The following is a 25,343-nucleotide window of genomic DNA, read 5'->3' as shown; positions in this document are numbered from 1 at the left end:
ACATTGACATAATCCGAAAAAACGAATTCTGAACAGAATTTTTGTCTCTTGTCAAAAAGCCGGCGCACTGCATTTTACAATGCAGGCGCCGGCTTTTTTATGTTGCTTCACTGCATTATTTTGCAGCTTTCGCTTCTTTGATTTTTTCGGTAAGGACAGGAACAATCTTGTTCAGGTCACCTACAATGCCGTAGTCAGCTACGTCAAAGATAGGAGCTGTTTCATCCTTATTGATAGCGATGATGAGATCGGATTCTTCCATACCAGCCAGATGCTGGATAGCTCCGGAAATACCGATTGCAAAATATACATTAGGGCGAACAGTCTTACCGGTCTGTCCAACCTGAAGATCCTTGGGCTTCCAGCCTGCATCAACAACTGCACGGGAACAGCTTACGGTTCCGCCTACTGCATCTGCCAGATCCTGAAGGATTTTGAAGTTCTCAGGGCTGCATACTCCACGTCCGCCGGATACCAGGATCTTTGCATCCATGATATCTGCTGTATCAGCTACGGATTTAACAACTTCCATGATTTCCACATATTTGTTGTTCGGAGTGAATCCGGGATTGAACTCTTCCACTACAGCCTTAGCGCCTTCCACCTTAGGAGCCTTCTGCATAACGCCGGGGCGTACGGTAGCCATCTGAGGACGGAAATTCGGGCATGCGATAGTTGCAATCGTATTGCCGCCGAATGCAGGACGGGTCATCAGCAGCTGATTGTGCTTCTGCTCCTGTCCGGGGATAGGATTTAACGGGAAATCACCGATATCCAGCTGTGTACAGTCTGCGGTCAGACCTGTATGGATTCTCGCGGAAACACGAGGACCCAGGTCACGGCCGATTGCAGTAGCTCCAACCAGGAAAATTTCAGGTTTATACTTCTCGATTACAGATGCCAGTGCATGTGCATAGGGCTCTGTTCTGTATTCTTTCAATTCAGGATCGTCAACAACGATTACCTTATCAGCTCCATAAGCAGCCAGTTCGTCAGCAAGACCCTTCACATCAGAACCAACCAGTACTGCAGTCACTTCAGTTCCTAAATCTTTTGCCAGATCTTTACCTTTGCCAATCAGTTCAAATGCGATTCCGCTCACTACGTTATCAACCTGCTGTGCAAAGACAAATACTCCTTTATATTCTTCTAAATTCATCCTTATTCACCACACTTTTCTGTTTATTATTAAATAACGTGTTTTTCCTGTAACTTTTCAACAATGAAAGATGCAGATTCTTCCGGAGTATCCAGAACTACCTTCTGTCCTGCGCCCTTTCTTACTTTATCGGAAGCCTTGGCAATCTGTGTGGGTGATCCCTTCAGACCCAGATTGGAATCGTCCACATCAACCAGATTTGCTCTTCCCCATACGGTGATTTCTTTCTTGTAAGCATCGAAAATTCCGCCGGGAGTCATGTAACGGGGCTCATTCAGCTCGCCCAGAGCTGTGATCAGGCAGGGCATTTTCGCTTTAAGTACATGATATCTGTCATCAAACTGACGCTCAACGATTACACTGTCGCCTTCCACTTTGATTTTCTGTGCATAGGAGATAACCGGGATTCCCAGATGTTCGGAAATCTGAGGTCCTACCTGTGCGGTATCACCATCGATAGCCTGACGGCCTGTGATGATCAGATCATATTCCAGATTGCGGATAGCTCCGGCAATTGTCTGGGAGGTTGCCCATGTATCAGCGCCGCCCAGTACTCTGTCAGTTACGAGAATACCGTTATCTGCACCCATTGCCATAGCTTCGCGCAGAACCTCTTCTGCCTTGGGAAGACCCATTGTGATTACGGTAACTTCTGCACCGTACTCGTCCTTCAGTCTCAGTGCAGCTTCCAGACCTGCCTTATCATCAGGGTTCATGATTGTAAGCATAGCACCTCTGTCCAGCGTACCATCGGGATTGAATTTAACGCCGCCCTTTGTATCAGGTACCTGCTTAATACAAACAACAATTTTCATTGTATTCCTCTCCTTGTTTTCTTATATTCTCTTAACCTCAGCGGTGTTATTTCAACAGTGCACCGGAGATTACCATTCTCTGAACTTCGCTTGTTCCTTCATAGATCTCGGTAATCTTGGCATCACGCATCATGCGCTCAACATCGTACTCTCTTGTATAACCATAACCGCCGTGCAGCTGAACTGCCTTGGTTGTAACTTCCATGGCAACCTCTGCCGCATACAGTTTAGCCTTGGCAGCTTCCACGGAATAAACCTTCTGGGTAGCTTTTGCCATAGCAGCCTTGTAAACCAGCAGCTGAGCACATTCTACCTTGGTAGCCATATCTGCAAGCTGGAACTGTGTGTTCTGGAAAGCGCCGATTGCTCTGCCGAACTGCTTTCTTTCTTTTACATAATCAACAGTACGCTCAAGAGCGCCCTCTGCAAGACCAAGAGCCTGAGCAGCGATACCGATACGTCCGCCGTCCAGAGTATGCATGGCAATACCGAAGCCCTTGCCTTCCGCTCCAAGCAGATTATCCTTGGGAATTCTGCAGTCGGTGAAGATCAGCTCATATGTGGAGGAACCGCGGATACCCATCTTCTTCTCTTTGGTACCAAAGGTGAAGCCGGGAGTTCCTTTTTCCACGATAAACGCAGAAATCATTTTTTTCTTTCTGCCTCTTTTATCTTCTACAACACTGGTAACAGCGAAAATTACATAAACATCCGCTTCTTTACCATTGGTGATGAAAATCTTGGATCCGTTAAGAACCCATTCATCTCCATCCAGATAAGCCTTTGTCTGCTGTCCCTGTGCATCGGTACCTGCTCCGGGCTCGGTCAGACCGAATGCGCCCAGCTTCTCGCCCTTTGCAAGGGGAACCAGATATTTCTGCTTCTGCTCTTCCGTACCATAGGTCATGATAGGGTCACAGCAAAGAGAGGTATGTGCGGATACAATAACGCCTGTGGTGCCGCAGACCTTAGACAGTTCTTCCACACACATAGCATAGGTTAAAGGATCGCATCCCTGTCCGCCGTATTCCTTCGGAACCGGGATTCCAAGGAAGCCAAGCTTAGCCATTTTTTCAACGGTTTCCCTGGGGAACTCCTCTGTTTCATCAACCTCCTGTGCAAGAGGCTTTACTTCTTTTTCTGCAAATTCTCTGAAAAGAGTTCTTGCCATTTCATGCTCTTTGCTTAAAGTAAAATCCATGATTAATTACTCCTCCGTTTTATCTTTATTAATCGCGAAAACCGCGGGGCTGTTTACTTGCTGTAATCATAGAAGCCCTTGCCGGTCTTCTGTCCAAGCTGTCCGCCACGAACCATCTTCTTAAGCAGTGTGTGAGGACGGTACTTCGGGTCACCTGTTTCGGATTCCAGAACCTCCATGATAGCCAGAACGATATCCAGGCCGATCATATCGCCCAGAGCCAGAGGTCCCATGGGATGGTTAGCGCCCAGCTTCATAGCGGTATCGATATCTTCTACGGAAGCAACGCCTTCTGCATAAATACCGATTGCTTCGTTAATCATGGGAACAAGGATTCTGTTAACAACGAAGCCTGCTGCTTCATTTACCTGTACAGGAGTTTTTCCGATAGCTGCGGAAACCTCTTTAATCTTTTCAACAACACAGTCAGGTGTATTCAGTCCTGCGATAACCTCAACCAGCTTCATAACAGGAGCGGGATTGAAGAAATGCATACCGATAACGGGTCTGTCAAGGCCTGCGCCGATTTCAGTGATGGAAAGAGAAGAAGTGTTGGTAGCGAAGATACAATCCTTCTTGCAGATATCCTGCAGTTCCTTAAAGGTCTGTTTCTTGATATCCATAACTTCCAGAGCTGCTTCCACAACCAGATCACAGTCTGTACAGATGGTCTTTACACCGGTAGTGATTTTAGCGAGGATTGCGTCAGCCGCAGCCTGCTCCATTTTTCCTTTTGCAACTCTCTTCTCCAGAGCCTTTGCAATTCTGTTCTTGCCGTTAGCAGCAAATTCTTCATTAATGTCGCACAAAAATACTTCGTATCCTTCTGTCTGGGCAAAAGCCTGCGCAATACCGGATCCCATTGTACCTGCACCAATAATACCAACCTTCATGTTGTATAGCCTCCTTGTGTTTTATAATTGAGCCGGGGTACAAGGAGCAACAGCCCCTGTACCCGGCGGAGTGACGGATTACAATTCCTTATTTATTAAGAAACTTCTCCACTTTCCTCTTCTCCAGGAAAGCAGCCATTCCCTCTTTCTGGTCATAGCTCTCGAAGCAATCGCCAAACAGCTTCTCCTCGATTACAATCGCCTCATCCATATCGGCATCCAGGCCATCATTGATAGCTTTCTTGCAGTTTCTCACAGCAATAGGCGCATTCTTTGCAATTCCGGCAGCCATCTTCTCAGCGGCTCCCATCAGCTCTTCCTGGGTATAAACCGCATTAACAAGACCAATTCTCAGAGCCTCGTCAGCCTTGATATTTCTTGCGGTATAAATCATCTGCTTAGCCATTCCCGGTCCAACCAGACGGGCCAGTCTCTGTGTTCCGCCGAATCCGGGAGTGATTCCCAGGCCAACCTCAGGCTGTCCGAACACTGCATTATCAGAACAGATTCTGATATCACAGCTCATGGAAATCTCACAGCCGCCGCCCAGGGCAAAACCGTTTACAGCAGCGATAACGGGAATGGGGAAGGTTTCCAGTTTACGGAAAACATCATTTCCCTTCTTGCCGAAAGCTTCTCCTTCGGCCTTTGTCAATGTACTCATTTCTCCGATGTCCGCTCCGGCAACAAAGGACTTTGTTCCTGCTCCGGTAAGGATCAGACATCTCACTTCGTCCAGGTTCACTCCGTCAAGAGTCTTGTCCAGTTCATCCAGAACCTGTGAATTCAGTGCGTTCAGCGCCTTTTCACGGCTGATAGTAATAACCGCATAAGCACCCTTCTGCTCATAAACAATATATTCCATGCCACTCTCCCTTTCTTATTCCCGCCCTCAGGCGGATTCCTCCGCCATTGCGGCGGTTAATCAACAGTATTCAGAAACCTTTACTGCATAACGAATGATTAGCAGACAAAAAGTCCACTAATCATTCCCTTTTAAAATGCTATATTAATCTCTCTCAACGATGGTTGCACAGCCCATTCCGCCGCCGATGCACAGAGTTGCAAGACCCTTCTTCGCATCTCTTCTGACCATCTCATGAAGCAGAGTAACCAGAATACGGCATCCGGATGCTCCTACAGGATGTCCCAGTGCGATAGCTCCGCCGTTTACATTCAGCTTGTCATTATCAATGCCGAGATCATGTCCAACTGCCAGAGACTGTGCGGCAAACGCCTCATTTGCCTCAATCAGATCGAAATCATCAATATTCATTCCTGTCTTAGCCATAACCTTCTTGGTTGCAGCAACAGGTCCGATACCCATGATAGTAGGATCCACGCCAGCCAGTGCGCCGGCAACCCATGTAGCCATAGGTGTAACACCAAGTTCTTTCGCTTTTTCTTCACTCATAACGATAACTGCAGCAGCGCCGTCATTGATTCCGGAAGCATTCGCTGCGGTTACAATACCATCTTTTTTGAATGCAGGACGAAGCTTTGCAATGCCTTCTGCCGTAGTTCCCGGACGAGGGCCTTCATCCTTATTGACAATGATGGTTTCTTTTTTCTTCTTCACTTCCACAGGAACGATTTCTGCATCGAATTTTCCTGCTTCCTGAGCTGCAACAGCCTTCTGCTGGCTCCATGCTGCAAACTCGTCCAGCTGCTCTCTTGTCTGTCCCCACTGCTCTGCAATGTTTTCAGCAGTGATACCCATATGATACTGATTAAAAGCATCGGTGAGAGCATCATTAACCATGGTATCCACCATTGTGGCGTTACCCATTCTGTATCCATAACGTCCCTGAGGAATCGCATAAGGAGCCATAGACATATTTTCCATACCGCCTGCAATAACGATATCCGCATCGCCTGCGAGAATCATCTGTGCAGCCTGGTTCACACAGTTCAGACCGGAACCACAAACAACGTTCATGGTAACTGCCGGAACCTCAATCGGTAAACCAGCTTTGATAGATGCCTGACGTGCCACATTCTGACCAAGGCCAGCCTGGATTACACATCCCATATATACCTGATCAACTGCTTCGGGAGCAACTCCCGCTCTGTTTAAAGCTTCCTTAATAACAATAGCACCCAGCTCAGCTGCCGGAGTTGTGCTTAAGCTTCCGCCCATAGTACCGATGGCTGTACGGCATGCACCCGCCAAAACGATTTTTTTTGCCATGTTTTCTCCTCCATATTCATTAAAAAGTGCGAGTTTACCGGGCTTTAACGGTATTGTTAATTTTTTGTCATTGCCCGCAGCATTTATTATAACATAGAGAATATTTATTAGCAAGGATTTTTCGACTCGAAATCCAATGAAATACGGGAAACTTCCCGGTTAAGTGAAATGCTCTAAAAATAATGTAAAAAATATAAATTTTCTATAAAAAAAGAAACTGGCGAACGTATCTTTTCATTATTAAAAGGATTAAAGGACATATGGGCTTTGACTCCCCTATGTCCCTGTTTTCATCTGTTAATTCAAAAATACTGCGATTGCACTTGCTCCCGGTCCCACATGAACACCGATTACCGAACCAACTGCCACCATTTTGTTATATTCTGTGCCCAGACGTTCGCGGATGAAATCCTGAAATTCTCCGAGGAACTCATTATTTCCGGTATAGCCCAGGTTATAGCCTCTGGATTTATCCATGCCGCCGTCCTTTTCCATTGCCTTCAGCAGCTTCTCCCTGGCCCCCTTCTGCCCCCTTGCAAGCCCCGCAACTTTAACCTCTCCATAGCGCACAGCCAGCACCGGCTTAAGGTTCAGGGCGCTTCCCACAACCATGCCTGTGGCAGAAAGCCTTCCGCCCTTCTGCAGGTAAAGAAGAGTATCTACAATAAGGTAAATACACACCTTTTCTTTTTCCTTTTCCAATATTTCCACGATCTGCTCCGCATTTTTCCCTTCCTTTTGAAGAGCAAATGCCCTTTCTGTCAGAAGCTGCGTTCCCAGAGTGGCCTGCATGCTGTCTATAATGTATATCCGTTCGTACTCCACAATATCCTTAGCCACCAAAGCACTTTGGCAAGTACCGCTGAGTTTGCTTGCGAGCAGGATGCAGATCACATCATCCCCCGCTTCTTTTGCTTCCCGGAAATACTGCAGGAATGCCTCCGGTGACGGCTGGCTGGTTGTCGGAAGTTCTTCCGAATCTGCCAGCATGTCATAAAAAGCCTCCGGTTTGATATCCACGCCGTCAAAATATTCTTTTTCTCCGAATAATACTTTGAGGGGAACAAGGGTGATGCCAAGCTCCTTTGCCTGCTGTTCTGTATAGTCACAAGTCGAATCACAAATAAAACGAATACTCATCTTTCCTCCTGTTAAAAGCACATGCCTCCGGTTTTTTATATCTGTATTTTATGCTTAAAAAAATACTTTGATACTCAAATCTTTTGAAAGCATAACAAATATACTGACGGCTGTCAATGTTATTCTTTGGCATTTCCCGTCAAATCTTATAATTCTGCCTGAAACAGCAGGGAATCAGGTAAAATAGTTTGCTATTTCCGAGGCTTTTTGATAGAATGAGTAAGAACCAAATTCGTTACTTCTATTATAAAGATGAAGAAAAGGATTTACACATGAAACAGGAAAACAAAAACAAAGGATTTACCTTAGTCGAAATGATCGTTGTAATCGTTATAATCGGAATTCTCCTGGCAATTTTAGTGCCGGGTCTTTTTAAGTACATAAAAAAGGCTAAGGATCAGCAGGCGCTGATTGAATGCCGGGCGGTGGTGACGGCGGCGCAGACAATGGCTCTTGAGTTATATGGAAAAAATTTATTTCTACCAGAGGATTTTACAACTGAAGCTACAAGGGGAAAAATATGCACAGAAGCTGGCGTTGATGGTTCCATTATTTCAGGTGTACTCTTTTCTTCTAGTGTTCATACTGAAGTTAGTTATCTGGAATATATGACAAAAGGTGAAACAAAAGTTATTTTCGACATTACTTCTGCGACACCCTATCGAATAAATGATAATCATACTGAATCCTATAGAGATAAATTGGATTATGTAACTAAATTTTATAATAAAAATTATTCGGGAAATGTAGAGGGAACATATAAAGAAGCAAGGGAAGATTTCTATAATTCAGATTATGCTACTTTATCATCAAAAGAAAAAGAATTATGGGAAAAATTAAATCTTCCGGGTACATCCGACAGTTATAAATGGAAACCTTGCATATATGTTGATAGTAATAATGAAACTCAGTTCTATTTTATAGCCACTGGTTCTGTACAAGGAAATGATAATACTTCCTTGGTTATGTTCAATGATAATTATTATGTGTGGAAGGGACAAGGTAATAAATACACCTCTAAATGGTTAAAGGATACTTTAGGAACCCCTTTTGAAGAAAGTGGTTATACGACAAGCGATGATCTCACGGATGTTAAGGATCAATGGATTAAAGTAGTGAACTAATATGTTTAGACTATGTTTTTATTTTATACTCTATCCCGATTATAATCCGGGATAGAGTAATTAATTATTAGTTATTCCTATACATATTCCTTTATTAAAAGTGTTGACAAATGCTCATATATTGTCTTCATATATACTTTTTCTATTCCTTTCTATCTTAAAATTCCAGCAATCAAATAATCATCCTCCTCATACCTATTCCCGGCAATCCTCCCCAGTAGCAATTCCACAGCCTTCTTTGCAATAGCCGCCTCATCCTGCTTCACATGAAGGAAAACCGGCCCGTACGGCGCCAGATAATCCTCGTCTATACAAGCCAGACGGATATCCTGTTCCAGGTCGATTCCCACCTGGGCAGCCGCTGTGGTAACTACAGGTACGATACCGTATTCTTCCGCGATTACCGCGTCTATTTCCCTTCGTTCTTTTTCCAGAAACTTCCTTACTGCGCGGATGGCATTCGGATCCGGTCTGTTATCAAGGAAGCCTTCGGCTCCCCTTCCGGAAGGCAGGACGCAGATTCCTGCCTCCGTCAAATTCAATCGTTCCATTTCATTGATAAAGCCATTTCTCCGTTCCCTGACAGAGATTGCCTCTGTATCCTCCGTAGTAAAAAAAGCAATTCGCCTGCAGCCTTTTTCCGCAAGTCCTCTGACTAAAGCCGCTGCTGCCGCCCTGTTATCTGTACGCACCGAGGGCACCGGTATACCACGCAATTTCTTGTCTATCATAACCATGGGAAAGTCGTCCAGATACAATTGCAGAATTGCGGGGCTGTAATGCTTCCCGTGGCTTGGCATAATTATTATTCCATTTACCTTCATGGAAAAAAGGAAGCGTATTTCTTCCGTTTCTTTTTCCCTGTCTCCATAGGAGAAGCGGACTATCAGCCTGTAACCAGCTTTTTGGGCAATCCTGTCCATCTGATACATCATCTCCAGGCCAAACGGAGTCGATACGTGTTCCAGAACAAGCCCCAATAAATGTCCTGTCCCTTCTTTTCTGCCTTTTGTACCCGCTTTTTCCCTTTTCTCTACATAGGTTCCTTTTCCTGGAACTCGTTTTACATGACCGCTTTCCGCCAGCATTTCCAACGCCTTTTTCAGGGTTATTGCACTGACCCCAAACTCTTCACATAACTCTTCGTCACCGGGAAGCTTGCTGCCCGGTAAATATATCCCATTCCTGATCCGTTCCAGCAGTTCATCATACACCTTCCGGTACAGAAATACCTTTCCCATATCTGCTCTCTTTTCCTTTCCGAAGCCGCTCCCTGAACTCCCGGCTCCCTAAACTCCCGGCTCCCGGCTCCCGGCTCCCGGCTCCCGGCTCCCGGCTCCCGGCTCCCGGCTCCCAATTTTATCATCTGTTTTTTCTCACGTAAAATCAATGTATATTAAAATATATTTTTTGTCAAATTTCTTTTCTCTCTACTTTTATAAAATATATTTTTTCCATATTTTATATGTAATTATATCCAGTATTTTCGTATATTTTTAGGTATTCTATAGAAAAAAACTGCTCATATTTACAATATATATTTAATATGCTACCTTTGATTTAAAGGAACTATCCCATTCGCCCCAAAGGAGGCCTATATGAATCAACAAAAGAAAACCAGTCCCTTCCGTTATGCTGTCGGTATGTTCGGCACCTCTATTCCTATCAATATGTTCAAAACCTATGCTGCTGCATTTTACGTGATCGGGCATGGGGTTACTACGGCTCAGTTTTCCATGGTGCTGTTTCTTTACACCTTCGTGGATGCCATCGATAATCCTGTCTATGGTTTTTTATCTGACCGTACGCGGACCCGTTGGGGACGCAGACGTCCCTGGCTTGTTATCGGCACTCCTCTTCTGGCACTCTGTTTTATCGCGTTCTTTAATATACCCGCTTTTTTAAACGGCAGCGGAATTTTTTCCTATATGCTTCTTATGTATATCCTCACCGGAACTCTGGATTCCCTGATCAATGCCAACTACGGCGCTCTTTTTCCCGAACTGTTTACCTCTGATTCCCAGCGGGCCAAATCCAATGCCATGCGTCAGGCTTTTCAGCTGCTCGCCATGGTCATCAGTATTGCCCTTACACCGCTTGTAACGGATGCTCTGGGCTATGGCCTGACCAGCATTATTTATGGAATCCTGGCGGTAGCGGTCATCCTTTACTGTACGTTTGGATGCCACGAAATTACAAGAACTGAGGATCTCCAGAAGCCCCGTCTGCTTTCCACTCTCCGGGATCTGCTCACCAATCCGAAATTCTGGATTTTCGGCCTTACCAATGCCTTTTACAGCGCGGCTATGTCTCTGGTTATGTCCGCAGTTCCTTTCTATGTAAAATACACGCTGGGACTTGGCAGTATGGCAAATACGATTCTTCTCGGCATGGTGCTTCTGTTTGCCATGGCAGGAGTATCCGTATGGGCTCTTTTTGTAAAAAAGCATTCGGTGATGCCGGTATGGCGAATCGCTCTGGCCGCATTGACCGTATCCTTTCTGCCCCTGTATTTTGTCTCCGGCCTTTTTCCTGCACTTGCTGCAGCCTGCCTTCTGGGCTTCGGTTATTCAGGGGCCATCACTACCATGGATCTAATCGGCGCCCGTATTATGGATGAGGATACCCGGAAAAACGGGCTGAGAAGAGAGGGGACTTATGCGAGCGCCATGGGATTTATGAACAGGCTGAGCGGCTTTTTTACCAGCTTCGCCTTCCTGATTGTAGGCCGTATCTACGGTTTTGAAAGCGGAGAGATACCAGGCCCCCGTCCACATGATGCCGCGCGTTTTCTGATGGTGGTATTTCCCTTTTGTGTCATGATCCTCAGCGTATTGTGTTCCCGTTTTCTGAAATTTCCGGAAGACGGCGACACTTCTGCGGCAGAGAGTCCGGCTGTACCCGGAAAGGAGACGAAATGAATGAACGTTTCCTTATTATAAATGCCGATGATTTCGGTCTGTGCAAAAGTATGAATCAGGCGATCTGTGAGCTGTTCCGGCTGGGTGCAATCACCTCCTCCTCTATCCTCTCTCCGGCTCCCATGGCCATGAATGCCTGCCGATATGCAAAGGAAGGCAGTTTTCCTGTGGGAGTTCACTGGACTCTTTTTTCAGAATGGAAGGAAGAATGCTGGATGCCCGCGGATAAAGAAAAGAGGGATTCCTCATTGACTGTGAACGGCCTGCTGCCTGCTGACGGAGGAGCGGCAGCAAAACGGGCTGTCTCAGGTGATGTGACGTGGGAGCTGGAAGCCCAATACCGGTTTATGACGGACGCCGGCTGTACGCCGGATCATGCCGACAGCCATGGAGGGACTTTATATGGCATCAACGGAAGGCTTTTCTTTCTCAACGCTTTCCGCCTCTGCCAAAAATACTGTCTTCCTTTTCGTTTTGCCCGTTCTCCTGCATTTCTGGAGCGTCAGTTCGGAGGAAAGGTATCCCCTGCATTGAAAGCTGCCCATGCCGCAGTCTGCTTTCTTGCCGACCGAATGAAGGTATCGCTGCCGGATGATTTTATTACACATCCTCTTCCTGTGGAAAAAATCCGGGATTATGAAGCCCTTTGTTCTTATTATGAAGAGCAGCTTGCCGCGGCGCCTGCCGGCATAAGTGAAGTATTCCTGCATCCGTCCGTTCCCGATCCTGTTCTTTCCCTGCGGACACCTCAATGGAAAAAACGGGAATGGGAGTATGAATTTTTAAAAAGCGGCCGCCTGAACCGCTTTCTGGAAAAGGAAGGTTTCCGGCTGGTTTCCTGGAAAAGTGCCCCGTTCCCATGCAAAAAGGAGAATTTATGAAAAAGAAAATACAGTTACAGTTATTTCTCGACAAATCCCGGGAAAGGGAGTATATCCGTCTTCCTTTCTCTGTAGATGCGGACACGGAAAGCATTTCCATCCGTTATTGTTATCCATCCTCTTTTGCAGGGCAGGATGGCCCTTTTGTTATTGAAGGGGAACCCTGCACGATTGATCTGGCGGTCATGATGCCTGACGGCAGAATGGCGGGTTCCTCCGGTTCGGATCGCAGCAGCATCCTGATTTCCCCTCTGGGCAGCAGCGCGGGCTTTCAATCCTGCGAACTGCCGGAAGGTACCTGGCATATCATAGCGGGCGCTTATCATATTCCGGCCAATGGTGTCGCCGTAGAATACGAAGTGGAAGTAACGCCAAAGGAACGCCGGCTTTTTAAGGGTGATACCCATGTCCATACCACCGCTTCCGATGGTATTCTGGAGCCAGAGGAAGCGGCTCTGCTCGCCAGGCGTATGGGATTGGATTTCCTTATATTTACCGATCATAATAACAGCGCCCAGAATGACAGGCTTCCTTTTTATGAAGATATCACGCTCATTCCGGGGACTGAATGGACTCATTATAAGGGGCATGCCGGTTTTCTGGGCACAGAACAGGCTTTCAGCACTCCTTTTTTTACCGCTTCTTTAGAAGAAACAAGGGCTTTATTCATGGAGGCAGAAGAAAATGGGGCTTTCCGTGTCATCAACCATCCCTTCTGCCCGCTGGTTCCCTGGGAATGGGATTTTTCTCTGCCCTTCGACGGTCTGGAGGTATGGAATGGTGTCATGTCCGAGCGGAATGAAAAGGCAGCCTTCTGGTGGCATCAGCAGCTTTGCTCCGGCCGGAAGCTGCCGGTTACCGGAGGCAGTGATTATCATCGTCCCGGTCTTCTGGGCAGCCTCGCCATGCCCTGCCAGTGTCTGTATGCCCCTTCCCGATCCAGGGCGGATTTGCTGAAGGCTCTGCGCCAGGGCAGCGGTTATGTTTCTTATCTGCCCTCCGGGCCTCAGGCAGATTTCGCTGCCATATCTCCGGAAGGCCTCCCCGCCTCCTTCGGGGACGTCGCCGTCCGCGGAGAATATACGGACATTCTGCTTACCGGCCTCTGTCAGGGCGATGAAATCCGCCTGATTACCGATACGGCTGCGGAATCTCTGATCGCTCCTTCCGGAGCCTGTGAACTGAAACTGCGAAGACGTTTTCCGGATGCCCTCTTCCTTCGGCTGGAACTGTACCGAAGCTATGCTCCCGGCCTGCCTCCCATGAAGGCCCTCCTCACTAATCCTGTATACTACCAATAACAGAAATTCCTATCAGAAAGGAACAGAAATGAATACAGCTGCCAAGAAAGTAATTGTTGTCTTTAAAACCCACCTTGACATCGGCTTCACCGGACTGGCACAGCAGGTTCTGGACAAATACTGTCTGGATTTCATCCCTTCCGCCGTAGAGCTGGCTTTTCGTGTGAATACCCCGCAGTATAAAAAATTTGTGTGGACGGTGGGCTCCTATCTCATCCGGTATTATTTTGCACATGCCGATGCGGCCGGCTGCAGCAGGCTGGAACAGGCCATCCGGCTGGGATATGTCCGCTGGCACGGACTGGCCTGCACCACGCATACGGAGCTGATGGACCGCCGGCTTCTGGATTATGATCTCTCCATTTCACATATGCTGGATCAGAAATTCGGCATCCATACCATCGCCGCCAAAATGACGGATGTACCCGGCCATACCATGGCCCTTGTTCCGGCTCTCTGCGATGCCGGAATTGAATTCCTGCATATAGGAGTAAATGATTCCTCCCGCATTCCTTCCGTTCCCGGACTTTTCCGCTGGCGCGCCGGAGAGCAGGAAATTGTTGTCAATTATTCAGCCTCCTATGGAGAGTCCACTTTCCTGGAAAACGGAACCGTCCTGGAATTTTATCACGCCCATGATAATTCCGCACCGCCCTCCCCGGAAGAGTTGGATACCCTTTACCGGGACTTGGCACAAAAGTATCCTCATGCGCATATCGAAGCCGGTACCATGGATGAATTCGCCGCCGATATACGTCAGATCCGGGAAAATCTCCCCATAGTGGAATCGGAAATCGGGGATACCTGGATACACGGAATTGCCACCGATCCCTTAAAGGTATCCCAATTCCGCCGGCTTATGCTTTTAAAAGAAAAATGGATTACAGACGGTCTGCTGACACCTGACATGCCCGCTTACCACAGTTTCATGGAAAACCTGCTGTTAATCTGTGAGCATACCTGGGGAATGGATACGAAAAAATTCCTTCTGGACTTCACCCATTGGGAAAAAAGTGATTTCACCGCAGCAAGAGAAAAAGACAGCACAGGTTATGAACTGTTTTCCCCGCAGAACCAGCATATATTTCAGGCACTGCTGCCGGAACTGGAGGCATATAAAGAGGAACGGGGAGGATCCGGATCTTCCTATTCTCTTTTTGAAAGTTCTCATCAGGAACAAAGAAACTACGTGACCCGTGCTCTGGATGCGCTCCCGGCCAGGGAGACTGCCGAAGCCCGCGATTTTCTTTCCTTTACTTATCCCGTTATTCCTTCCGGAGCACTTGAATGTCCTGTAAATTCTCCATTTGCCGCCGGACCTTATCAGGTAATCATAGGATCTTACGGAGAATTGACCAGCCTGAAGGATATGAGAACCGGCCTGAGCCGGAAGGTATCCATCGGGCTTCTGGAATATGAAACCTTCGGTGGAAAAGAGACAGATGACTGTTATTTCGCCTACGGGAGGAACCTGATCCAAAACTTCCACTGGGCGGAACCTGATTTCGGCAAACCCGGACTGCGTTATCATACACAGATCGGGCACCATTGCTATCGTCCCTTTCCTGAATCCGTCCGGCTTTGGAAAGATACGCTCTATGTTACTCTCCTTTTCCCGGAGGAAGCCTGTGCCGAATATGGCTGTCCGAGAGAAGCCATGGCTCTGTATCGTTTTACCGAACAGAAAATCCATATGGATCTTTACTGGAAGGACAAGGATGCCCTGCGAAGCCCTGAAGCGCTGTGGCTGGAAATCTCTCCGGGCGGCGACAACCCTGGCTGCTGGAAAATGGATAAAACCGGACTGCTGCTTTCCCCTGAAAATGTAGTACATAACGGAAACCGCCAGCTGCATGCCGTACAATCTCTTTCCTATGATGCCGCTGACGGCCGCATCCGGATTTATCCCCTCGATGCCCCTCTTGTTTCCTTCGGAGGGAAAAAGCTGTATCAGCCGGATAACTGCCTTCCGGATCTCAGCCTGGGCTTTTCCTTCCTTTTGTACAACAACCGGTGGGGCACCAATTTCAAGCAGTGGTTTGATGAGGATATGCGGTTTTCCTTTGATATTCTTCTCACCTGTCTCAATTGAAGTACAGGGCATGTTTGTATTTCGGCCCCGTTGCCATATTTCTAAGAGAAATGATATAATATGCAATAAACAGGAGGAACAGGCAATGGATTATGATATGCTTTTCAGCATTGGCGAATTGGCAAACATATGCGGCATCACTCCTAAAACATTGAGATATTACGATAAACTGGGGCTCCTGAAACCGGCCTATATAAACACTACGAATGGTTACCGGTTTTATACCCGATGGCATATAACCCGTATTTCAACCATTAAGCAGCTGCAGAATATAGGGATTTCACTGGACGATATCCATACCTTTTTCATGCAGGATGATGAAACAAATATTGTCGGCTGCCTTTCCGGATTATTGAAGTATCAGGAAAAATATATTACCGCACAGTTAACTGAATTAGAACAAAAACAGAAAAAAATCCGGTCTTTACAATTACAATGTGAAACACTTAAAGGAAAGACAGCCTATGATGAATCCATCGGAATTACGATACGGCCTATTCCGAAACGCAGGATACTTTATACGTCATATCACGGAACATATACACCGGGCCTGTTCAGGAAATGCTATCAGGAATTACTCTCAGACATAAAGGCTGCCGGTTATGATCCCGGAGAAATGGAATTATCCGCCCCCTTATCTATTTTCTGTATATCTGAAAACAGGAATGACAGCGGTAATGCAGATATCAAATTAGGCTATGAAATGAATAACCGGCAGGAGGTTTCTCTCCCTGCCCTATATATCGATGAGGGTTTATATGCCTGCTGTATTTGCAGAGGCCCTTATAACCGGCTAAAAACAGAGTTAAGCCGGACTTTGCATGAAACCATAAAAGATATGGGCTATCAGATATTCTCTCCGCAGATTGCGTATTATTATATTCATGAAGCGATTGCAGAGGATAAAAATTATCTTACCGAAATCCAGATTCCTGTTAAGATCATGGAAATTTAATTGACTTTGCCCTTAGGGCATACTCTATTCTCTCCTTATCAAAAACAAGGAGGAACAGGATGGGATATTCAATTTTCCAAAATACTATGGTCGATATGACCTACCCGCAGATAGAAGAAGAGATTAAAAAGGGAGCCTGTGCGCTGCTTCCCATATCGGTTGTGGAAGAACACGGTCCGCATCTGTGCACCGGAACAGATATTTATTTAACCCAGGCTGTCTGCGTAAAAATCAAGCAGCAGCTAAACGCCATGGGTAAACCGGTGATAATAGCACCGTCTTTTTACTGGGGAATCAACAGTATTACAGACAGCTTTGTCGGTTCATTCACTATCAGCGCCGAAACAATGGAGGCCCTGCTTTTGGATATACTGGCGAATCTGAAGAAATGGGGCATACATAAAATTTTCATGCTGAATTTTCATGGGGATTATGTTCATATCAGAAAAATAGCCGAAATAGCCAAAAAGGCATATATAGAAAGAAAAACAGAAGCTTACTTCATTAACAGCAAAAGCACATTCATGCAGTTCGGAATAACCGAAGAGGTTCCTTATCTGCTCAATGTTCCCCTTAATCAGAATCTGTTATCGTCCATGGGCGGTGACTCTATAGACATCCATGCCGGAGCTGCCGAAACCAGCTGGATGATGCTTGATTATGAAGAATTGGCGGATCCCGATATTGCAAAACAACTGAAGGCCACCAATCTTTCGATGGACGATTTAAGGATATGGCTGCATGGCGGTAATTCAGCAAAAGAAATTACTCCGTCAGGATATTGCGGGAATCCCGCAAATATAGATCTGGATGCAATACAACGGATAGAAAAAGAAACGTCAGAAGCTTTCGCTTCCTATATATACAAAGTATTATAAATAATAAATTTATGTATCCGGAAGAAAAGAAAAAATGGGGATGCCCAATAAAATCCGCCTTGACAATAATGCCAAAGCGGATTTTAATCGTCCCTGCTGCCACGATAATACCTATTGTGAAAATATATGGGCGCATATGAACAATATACTGCATCAGTTCCCTTATCATTCACCGGATAAATAGGCAGAATATGTAATTCCCACATTCCTTTTAAAAAGCTTCCCGAAATAATTAGGATCCGGTATCCCTACCTTTTGAGCCGTCATATACATGATGGTTCCTTTTTTTGCCAGTTCTTTTGCCTTCTCCATTCTAACCTCAGTGAGAAATGCGGATAAGCCTTGTCCCGTTTCTTCCTTAAATTTACGGCTTAAATAAGAGGAATTAAAACCAAACATTTTGGAAACAGAGGTTAAATTCAGCGTTTTGTCCTCATAGTTGTCTTTGATATATTTTATAATTTCCTCTATTGTAATACTGTATCCGCCTATTTCATCTATCGTTTCATCGGGCTCAGCCTGATTTCTTTCATCATCAAGCTGTCCTATTATTTTATGGAGAGTATCGTTGATTTCTGCTCTTACGATTGGTTTTAAAAGATAGTCACTAACTCCTATTCCGATACATTCCTTAGCATAATTAAAATCTTCATATGCAGTAAGTATAATGATTTTTAATTTCGGATATCTCTTGATTGCAAATCTCGCAAATTCAATTCCATTCATAAAAGGCATTCTGATATCAACAAATATGATATCAGGACGTATTTCATCAATAATATTAATCGCTTCAATCCCGCTCGCCGCTTCCCCTTCGACACGCAGGTTCATCTCTTCCCAATTGATTGTTCTTCTCAACAAACATCTAATTGCCTTTTCATCATCAACAATCATTACACGATACATGCTATCCCTCTATTCCTTATGCTTCCATTTGAATACAAATCATCTATTCGTATTTTAATTCTTCAAGCGGAATGTAGATCTCTACCTCAAAGTAATATCCCACTTCGCTGGAAATTTTATAGCTGACCTTGTTGCTGTAATATTTCGAAATTCTATCCAATGTACTTTTTAATCCAAAACTTTGACTTTTCTTTGATAATACCTCGGATATCCTCTCCTCACTTGCACCGATGCCAGTATCCTTAACTGTAATTACCAGCTTATCCTCCTTCTGTTTTGCATTGATATAAATATCTCCCTCTTCCCCTTTCGGTATGATGCCATGATAGAGTGCATTCTCAACTATGGGCTGGAGAATCAGCCGGGGAATCCGAACATTCTTTACCTTTTCGTCTATATCATATATATCATGAAAGATATCTCCATAACGTAATTCCTGCAATTTAAGATAATTCTTTACTATTTCAACCTCATCGGAAAGAGTGATTTCCTCCTGGCCCTTACTCAGAAATTTTCTATAAAATTTCCCCAAAGTTTCAATGGCATCATAAACCTCATCGCGTGGATTTTCAAGTGCCAATAAAGCGATCGTTTCAAGGGTATTATACAGAAAATGCGGTTTAATCTGTTCCTGCAATGCATTCATTTCCGCTTTTTGATACGCCTTTTCCTTTTCAACAAGTTCTTCTATCAGTCTGTTGATTTCCACAAGCATGGTATTGTAGCTATTTTTCAGTTCTCCTATTTCATCATTGGGCAGCTTTATGCTTACTCGTCTCAGCCATCCTGTTTTCACTTCCCTCATGGAAGAGACAAGACTCTCTACAGGATTCGTAATAGAAAACTTTATAAACAGTCCAAGAATAAAAAAGCCGAAAAGAGTAACCAGTATAAATACTATAATTGAAATAATAATTCGGGGCGCAACAAACTGAAACGCAGACGTATTATCTTTTTCTGCTAAGACAATAGGTGTATTGGGGATGTTCTTAATGAAAACATTTTTATCTATAGCTGTCACCTGGCAGGATATGTTTCCTTCTCTGATTTCATCGGAATATTTTTCCAGCTTTTCAGAGCCCTCAATGATATTTCCCTGGAGATCAAATACGGTAAACTCCTTTTCCGTATCATCAAATTCTGAATAGGAACTCTTTAATATATCATCGAAATAATTGATAACAATAATTCCAACAGGTTTTTGTGAATTTATATCATATATCGTACGAATCAGGGATATTACCGGTTTACCCGATATCTGACGAAAAGCTCCTCCCCCATTTATTTTTATGATATATCCTCCGTTTGCACGGTTTATTTCTTCATGCCATGCGGAATCCATCATGCTTTTATCTAAATATGTTACGCCATTATTTATACTGATATAAATACCATCATTTCTGAATATATAGACGGATGAAAGGGCTTTTTCTGCTATAGTAAATTCATAAATCACGGATAAGGCATCATAGGTTATTCCCAATTTATTTACATCATCGGTATTTAAAAAATATAAGACCTCCTTGCTGTTCATGATCCATTTACTTACCGTACTGCCGCCCGAGAAGCTGTTCATTATATTTTTCTCAACGGAATTGAGCACATCTTTATTGGCGTTATAGATATATTCATCCATATTGGCTTTGATTATAAACTGATATATTGCAAAAATAACAAGAACATAGGTACACAAAATTACCGCAAATAGAGCTGTTGTCTTTTCCTTCAATTTGCGTGAAGAATACCATTCTATAATTTTGTGCACCCATGTTCTCATATTATACCTGCTATCTAATAATACCTTATAATCCTGTCTCTTTTTCTTCCTCTCCTTACCCCTTTATCGCTCCGGCCATAAGAGACGACTGTATTTTTTTACTCATAAATAAGTAAATGATTAATGTTGGGAAGGTTGCAATTACAAGTCCGGCCCCAATGGGGCCCCAATCCGTCGTGTAAGCTCCCGACAGGCTTTGGATACCTACAGACAGTGTTCTGTATTTTGAATCACTGATATAAATGATCGCAAACATTAATTCATTCCATGCCTGCAAAAACGTAAATATGGCAACCGATGCAAAGGCCGGTTTCATAAGAGGACATATAATCACCCAGAATATTTTATATATTCCGGCCCCGTCTATGCAAGCGCTTTCTTCCAATTCAACAGGAATACTGATCACAAAAGAAGAGCATATCATAATTGCCATGGCAAGAGCAAATGCAACGTAAGGCACAATCAGGCTCTGATAGCTGTTGAGCATATGAAACTTTCTCAGTATAATAAAAATCGGAAGAATCGCCGCATGAATCGGAACAGTAAGTCCAAGCATAAACAATGCGTTTATTTGTTTTCTTCCCTTCCATATCATACGTTCAAGTGCATAGGCAGCCATAAGCGAAAACAAAATGGTAAATAGTATGGTAAGTCCGGTTACGACACAGCTGTTAAAGAAATACAGACCCATATTCCCGGCTATCAACGCTTTTTTATAGTTAGACCATAACCAATGCTTCGGCAGCCCAATTACATTTGACCCGAAAATTTCACTATTATCTTTTAAAGAAAACATCAGCATATAATAAAGCGGAAACAGGCTTACGAATGTCCAAATAATCAAAACAGTATATTTGACCACGTTTTTCACATTCTTTTTTGTTTTCATGTCACTCTCCTTCCACCTTGAATATTCTCTTAATTCCTATGGCAAATGCAAAACACAGGATAATAATTATCACGGCAACTGCAGAACCCAAACCATATTGGTTGCGCCCAAATATCAAGTTGATCATCAGTGTGGAAGGCACTTCGGAAGCATGGGAGGGACCGCCATTCGTGAGTACATAAATCATGTCAAATGTCTTAAACGAACCAACGACTGCAAATATTGTGCACATTCTTATAATCGGCTTAATCTGAGGAATGATAATCCTTGTATTGATCTGCCAGGAAGTTGCGCTGTCTACCTGTGCCGCCTCAATTAATTCCCTCGGAACGGATTTAATTCCTGCATAGAACAGCAGCATATGGTATCCGATAAATTGCCAGAGAATAGGAACCATCACCGCTGCCAAAGCCGTCTTTTCTTCTCCCAGCCAGGTGTGAACCCAGCCGGAAAAGCCAACCGTCTTTAAAAAAGTATTTAACAAGCCATAATTGGGATTATATATCTTTAACCACAACTGTCCGATTACCACACTGGAAATTAAAACAGGAATAAAAAATACACTTAAGAAAAAACGTTCTCCTTTGATTCCTTTCGCCAATATCAGGGCCAAAGCAAGGGAAATCGGAAGCTGGATGAAAACGGAAAAAATCGCGATAACGACTGCATGCCACAAAGTTTTGGGAAACTGAATGGACGTATCTTTAAAGAGATTAATATAATTGTCAAATCCAACAAATTTCCCCGTCGTCATGCCATCCCATTTCAGCAAACTGTAATAACAGGACATAAAGATCGGAACGATGATAATAATAACAAAAAGTATTGTAGCCGGTAAAAGAAATATGATCAGTGCTGTTTTATTCTTCCTTACCTTATCCATGCTGCAGCCCTTCCTTTCAAAAGCTTCCTCCGGCCTTTCCACAGACCAAAGGAAGCTTTATTTATCTCTTACTCTTTCGTGCTGTCTAATTGATCCGCCATTGCCTTCACATAGTCTTCCGGTGTAATTCCGCCTGAATACAGCTGCTGAAGAAGTTCCAGGTACTTATTGGCATCCTCCGCAGGAAGAAGTGTATCAAACCACAGTGTAAAGGAATTCGCCTTAGTGGTATAACCGGCAATTTCTTTTGTCATCGGTTCAACTGCGGAATCATCATAATCTATGTTCCAGGCAGGAATGGCAACACCCTCAAGGTATGCGTTCTTTGATATGTATTTGGCAATTTCAAATGCCGCATCACAAGCCACTTCCGGATATTTGGTTGATTTCGCAACCATAATGGTATCGGAAGCTCCGCCCATAAAATCACCAAGTGTGGCATTGTCAGAATTCACTACCGGAATAGGGGCGACGCCAAATGCCTCTTTATCATAAGATCTTGTATTAATATCCCCGCCTAACCATGAACCGGTAAAGAACATGGCTGCCTGACCATCAAGGAACGGCTGAACGGCTTCATCATTGGAAAGTCCTGTGGCTCCCTCTTCAAAAGCGCCTGCCTCATTCAATTCTACAATCGCTTTCGCGGACTGAAGCATATCCGGATCATTATAGCTTTGTCCTTCCTGCTTGAGCAATGCGTTCTGCAGCTTTGTCGGGCCCGCAGATTTCAATGTAAGCCCGTCATGAAGCATTCCAAGTACCCAGGTATCCTTCACCGAAGTGGAGATAGGTGTAATTCCGGCTGCCTTTAAGGTATTTACTGCTGCAAGAAGTTCATCATATGTAGTAGGAACGGCCAGATTGTTCTCTTCAAAGATCTTCTTATTGTAGAACATCACGGAAACCGGTGTGGTAAAGGTAGAGCCATAGATTTTTCCATCATATGTCTGGTTTTTCAGGGCAGCTGCCGGTAGCTGGTCTTTATAATTCGCATAATAATCATCAAGCGGAAGAACCTTTCCTGATTCTGCAAAGGGCTGTGAAAACCCTCCGCCAAAGGTAAAGAATAAATCAGGCAGTTCATTCGCCGCTACCGCAGATTTAATCTTTGTCTTATATGCCTGGTTCTCAAATGTCTCGAATTTGATCTTGTAGCCCTCGTGGTTCGATTCCCACTCTTCGATCGCTTTCAGGTAAGAACTGTGCATATTATCCGACTCAGTGGCAATGCTCCAAAAGGTAAGGGTTTTCTCCTCAGTGCTGCTGCTTTGGCTGCTTTGGCCGCTTTGGCTGTTTCCGCTGTCACTCACACTATCCTTGGTACCGCAGCCTGCAAGCAGACTTGCCGCCATGATCAGTGACAATAAAATACTAACTGCTTTCTTCTTCATAATATCCTCCTTTTAATCAGCAATTACATATCCGCAATCTGTTATTGGAATCTGCATAACACAATGCAATTCGCAAAGAATACGGAATTACGTGTCTTTATTGTTACAAAAATTATATGGTATTGCATATTGAATGTAAACGGATTATTTTTACTTGCATGTGGATTTTCTTTACCTGCAGATATTCCGTATAAGTGCTCGTTTTAGTGAAGTATCAGATTAAACAGGGGATAAATCGTTCAGGAAGTATTTGATTCTGCACGAAAGATTTCAGAAATTACAGAAATCAGAAAAGCGCTGAAGGTCATTTACCCATTGCAGTAAATGACCTTCAAGAATTGATTGATGGGAAGATGAGACGGGGTAATCGGGAAAAAGAAAGGGGCTTTTTCACAGCCCCCTTCTTCTGTCCTTTATTTCCGCAGTCAAACCCGGATAATATATCCGTCTTTTCTCGCTTTGGCCTGAGGATGCGGTTCATCGGAATAGCCCAGGATACAATTTCCGATACCTACGTATTCCTCGCCAAGCCCCCATTTTTTCATGAGGGTTTTTCCTTCTTCCGAAAGGAAAACCTCTTTCGCACGGTGGATCCAGCAGGAATCCACGCCAAGGGAAGCGGCGGCGTTCATCAGGTTCCCCATCACCAGGCTTCCGTCCTCCACATAGGTTCCCCTTGTGCTGTCGCCAAACACAATAACAACCGTGGGCGCTCCGTAAAAAGGATCTCCGTCATTTCCCATTACGGCGGCATTCATACGGGATATCTGATTTATGGTATCTTTATCGCGTACCACTACCATCACTGCTGACTGCATTCCCATTCCGCTGGGAGCATACTCTCCGGCTTCCAGTATCTGCTGAAGAATATCTTCCGGTACCTGCTCCTCTTTATAGGAGCGTACGCTTCTGCGTTCCATTAACGTTTTCAATGTCTCATTCATTTCCTTTTCCTCCTTTTCTTTTTTATATACCAACTCCGCCGTAAATGCGGATCGGCTGTCTGTTTATAAGAACCACTCATTTTTGCCCCTGATGTCCCTGAAGGGCGCCAGCTTCTGTTCCAGACCGGCCATGAGCGGCTCCGGAAGCGATCTGGCCTTTTCCGGGCAAATGGATACGCACCGCATGCAGAGAATGCATTTGGCGGGATCCGTTTTTTCCGGCTCTTCCCTGGGGATTGCTTCCACAGGGCACTTTTCTGCACAAAGCCCGCATTTGATACAGGCGTCGGAAACCAGAGGTACCGCCTGCATGGGATTCCAGTTTTTATAAGGGCGGTTTCCCGGCACGATGTAATTCCCGGGCTGCTCTTTTCCGGAAAGAATCCCTTCGTATTTACTGAGGATCTCTTCCGCAAACCGTGTGATTTCTTCCGCATCCTCCTGATCAGGCCTTCCTGCCGCCAGCTGTGTGACAATGGAATGCTGGGCGGCAAGCGCCGCTGATGCCAGCCTTCTGAAGCCCTGCTTCTCCACACTGTCATCCAGCTCAATCAGCGCGTCCTCATAAGCACGGTTTCCGTATACGGCCAGGGTAACCGCAAAAGCTCCGTTTCCCTGGATTTCCGCCAGCCTTTCGAGCATAACTGCGGGCAGGCGGCCCCCATATACCGGGCCCGCCACTATCACCACATCACCAGGCCCAAAGGACCGTCCCGTATTATGCGGCCTGGTCAGATCATATTCCTCTGTCCTGCCAGCCATCGCCTGCGCCAGAAGCAGGGCCGCCTTCCGTGTATTTCCGGCCGGGCTGAAATGTACCACATCTATTTTTTCCAGCATAACAACACCCCCTTGTCTTCCTGGAAAAACTCCTGCTTTTCCTCCGGCAGTTTTCCCTCCATCCTTCAGTATAGGTTCGTTTTTCCCAGATGTCAATCAAACCCGGCAGCACTTTTCCGTGACGGAAATCTGTTATGCTGCCGGGTTGCATATACTGTT

At 44.9% G+C, this 25,343-nt stretch carries 22 protein-coding genes; 7 read left to right on the top strand and 15 right to left on the bottom strand.

What is annotated here, in order from left to right; all coding sequences use genetic code 11:
• Positions 1–115: 115 nt before the first annotated feature.
• The 7 genes from BLA28_RS22665 to BLA28_RS22635 all read right to left on the bottom strand — a co-directional run bounded on the left by BLA28_RS22665 (position 116) and on the right by BLA28_RS22635 (position 7,399).
• A complete protein-coding gene (locus tag BLA28_RS22665) occupies positions 116–1,159 on the bottom strand; it encodes an electron transfer flavoprotein subunit alpha/FixB family protein (RefSeq protein ID WP_009255229.1) in 1,044 nt (347 codons plus the stop codon).
• A 29-nt stretch (positions 1,160–1,188) separates the two neighbouring features.
• Complete coding sequence (locus BLA28_RS22660; protein WP_069151217.1) at positions 1,189–1,974, bottom strand: electron transfer flavoprotein subunit beta/FixA family protein; 786 nt, start codon at positions 1,972–1,974, stop codon at positions 1,189–1,191.
• Between the two features lie 46 nt (positions 1,975–2,020).
• A complete protein-coding gene (locus BLA28_RS22655) occupies positions 2,021–3,175 on the bottom strand; it encodes an acyl-CoA dehydrogenase (RefSeq protein WP_044963123.1) in 1,155 nt (384 codons plus the stop codon).
• A gap of 53 nt (positions 3,176–3,228) precedes the next feature.
• Positions 3,229–4,068, bottom strand: a complete 840-nt coding sequence (locus BLA28_RS22650; RefSeq protein WP_009255232.1) for a 3-hydroxyacyl-CoA dehydrogenase NAD-binding domain-containing protein — start codon at positions 4,066–4,068, stop codon at positions 3,229–3,231.
• 88 nt (positions 4,069–4,156) lie between these two features.
• Positions 4,157–4,933, bottom strand: a complete 777-nt coding sequence (locus BLA28_RS22645; RefSeq protein WP_069157473.1) for an enoyl-CoA hydratase-related protein — start codon at positions 4,931–4,933, stop codon at positions 4,157–4,159.
• Between the two features lie 144 nt (positions 4,934–5,077).
• Positions 5,078–6,259 (bottom strand): acetyl-CoA C-acetyltransferase, encoded by a 1,182-nt coding sequence (locus BLA28_RS22640; RefSeq protein ID WP_016360081.1) that lies wholly within the window; start codon positions 6,257–6,259, stop codon positions 5,078–5,080.
• Between the two features lie 297 nt (positions 6,260–6,556).
• The gene (locus BLA28_RS22635) at positions 6,557–7,399 is read right to left on the bottom strand and encodes a DegV family protein (protein ID WP_069157474.1); all 843 of its coding nucleotides are present in this window, start codon (positions 7,397–7,399) and stop codon (positions 6,557–6,559) included.
• 215 nt (positions 7,400–7,614) lie between these two features.
• Between BLA28_RS22635 and BLA28_RS22630 the strand changes: the two genes are divergently transcribed.
• The gene (locus BLA28_RS22630) at positions 7,615–8,523 is read left to right on the top strand and encodes a type II secretion system protein (protein ID WP_141702928.1); all 909 of its coding nucleotides are present in this window, start codon (positions 7,615–7,617) and stop codon (positions 8,521–8,523) included.
• Between the two features lie 152 nt (positions 8,524–8,675).
• On the opposite strand, the gene BLA28_RS22625 is transcribed toward BLA28_RS22630, so the two are convergent.
• Complete coding sequence (locus BLA28_RS22625; protein ID WP_069157476.1) at positions 8,676–9,764, bottom strand: GntR family transcriptional regulator; 1,089 nt, start codon at positions 9,762–9,764, stop codon at positions 8,676–8,678.
• A 357-nt stretch (positions 9,765–10,121) separates the two neighbouring features.
• Here BLA28_RS22625 and BLA28_RS22620 point away from each other — a divergent pair, with 357 nt between their 5' ends.
• The 6 genes from BLA28_RS22620 (at position 10,122) to BLA28_RS22595 (ending at position 17,551) form a co-directional block, all read left to right on the top strand.
• Entirely contained in the window at positions 10,122–11,444 is a 1,323-nt protein-coding gene (locus BLA28_RS22620) for an MFS transporter (protein WP_069157477.1), read from the top strand.
• The gene (locus BLA28_RS22615; protein ID WP_069157478.1) at positions 11,441–12,325 is read left to right on the top strand and encodes a polysaccharide deacetylase family protein; all 885 of its coding nucleotides are present in this window, start codon (positions 11,441–11,443) and stop codon (positions 12,323–12,325) included. Before BLA28_RS22620 ends, BLA28_RS22615 begins: the two co-directional genes overlap by 4 nt.
• Complete coding sequence (locus BLA28_RS22610) at positions 12,322–13,626, top strand: CehA/McbA family metallohydrolase (protein ID WP_069157479.1); 1,305 nt, start codon at positions 12,322–12,324, stop codon at positions 13,624–13,626. Before BLA28_RS22615 ends, BLA28_RS22610 begins: the two co-directional genes overlap by 4 nt.
• 28 nt (positions 13,627–13,654) lie before the next feature.
• Positions 13,655–15,718: a DUF5054 domain-containing protein gene (locus BLA28_RS22605; protein ID WP_069157480.1), complete on the top strand. Its 2,064-nt coding sequence runs from the start codon at positions 13,655–13,657 to the stop codon at positions 15,716–15,718.
• Positions 15,719–15,803: 85 nt separating this feature from the next.
• A complete protein-coding gene (locus BLA28_RS22600) occupies positions 15,804–16,673 on the top strand; it encodes a MerR family transcriptional regulator (RefSeq protein WP_069157481.1) in 870 nt (289 codons plus the stop codon).
• Positions 16,674–16,732: 59 nt separating this feature from the next.
• The gene (locus BLA28_RS22595) at positions 16,733–17,551 is read left to right on the top strand and encodes a creatininase family protein (RefSeq protein ID WP_069157482.1); all 819 of its coding nucleotides are present in this window, start codon (positions 16,733–16,735) and stop codon (positions 17,549–17,551) included.
• Positions 17,552–17,716: 165 nt separating this feature from the next.
• Here the strand turns inward: BLA28_RS22595 and BLA28_RS22590 are convergent, their stop codons facing one another.
• The 7 genes from BLA28_RS22590 to BLA28_RS22560 form a co-directional block, all read right to left on the bottom strand.
• Positions 17,717–18,457 (bottom strand): response regulator transcription factor, encoded by a 741-nt coding sequence (locus BLA28_RS22590; protein ID WP_009255246.1) that lies wholly within the window; start codon positions 18,455–18,457, stop codon positions 17,717–17,719.
• A 43-nt stretch (positions 18,458–18,500) separates the two neighbouring features.
• Complete coding sequence (locus tag BLA28_RS22585; RefSeq protein ID WP_169897290.1) at positions 18,501–19,991, bottom strand: sensor histidine kinase; 1,491 nt, start codon at positions 19,989–19,991, stop codon at positions 18,501–18,503.
• 298 nt (positions 19,992–20,289) lie between these two features.
• The gene (locus BLA28_RS22580; RefSeq protein WP_069157484.1) at positions 20,290–21,123 is read right to left on the bottom strand and encodes a carbohydrate ABC transporter permease; all 834 of its coding nucleotides are present in this window, start codon (positions 21,121–21,123) and stop codon (positions 20,290–20,292) included.
• Between the two features lies 1 nt (position 21,124).
• On the bottom strand, positions 21,125–22,006 hold the full coding sequence (locus BLA28_RS22575; RefSeq protein WP_069157921.1) for a carbohydrate ABC transporter permease: 882 nt from the start codon (positions 22,004–22,006) through the stop codon (positions 21,125–21,127).
• Positions 22,007–22,074: 68 nt separating this feature from the next.
• Complete coding sequence (locus tag BLA28_RS22570; protein ID WP_069157485.1) at positions 22,075–23,400, bottom strand: extracellular solute-binding protein; 1,326 nt, start codon at positions 23,398–23,400, stop codon at positions 22,075–22,077.
• Positions 23,401–23,825: 425 nt separating this feature from the next.
• Entirely contained in the window at positions 23,826–24,344 is a 519-nt protein-coding gene (locus tag BLA28_RS22565) for a nitroreductase family protein (RefSeq protein ID WP_069157922.1), read from the bottom strand.
• Positions 24,345–24,407: 63 nt separating this feature from the next.
• Entirely contained in the window at positions 24,408–25,184 is a 777-nt protein-coding gene (locus BLA28_RS22560; protein WP_069157923.1) for an EFR1 family ferrodoxin, read from the bottom strand.
• Between the last annotated feature and the right edge of the window lie 159 nt (positions 25,185–25,343).

This window comes from Eisenbergiella tayi (assembly GCF_001881565.1).
GTDB classification, from domain to species: Bacteria; Bacillota; Clostridia; order Lachnospirales; family Lachnospiraceae; genus Eisenbergiella; species Eisenbergiella tayi.
Note: the sequence above shows the minus strand (reverse complement) of the source record. Positions and strands in the feature narration are given on the sequence as shown.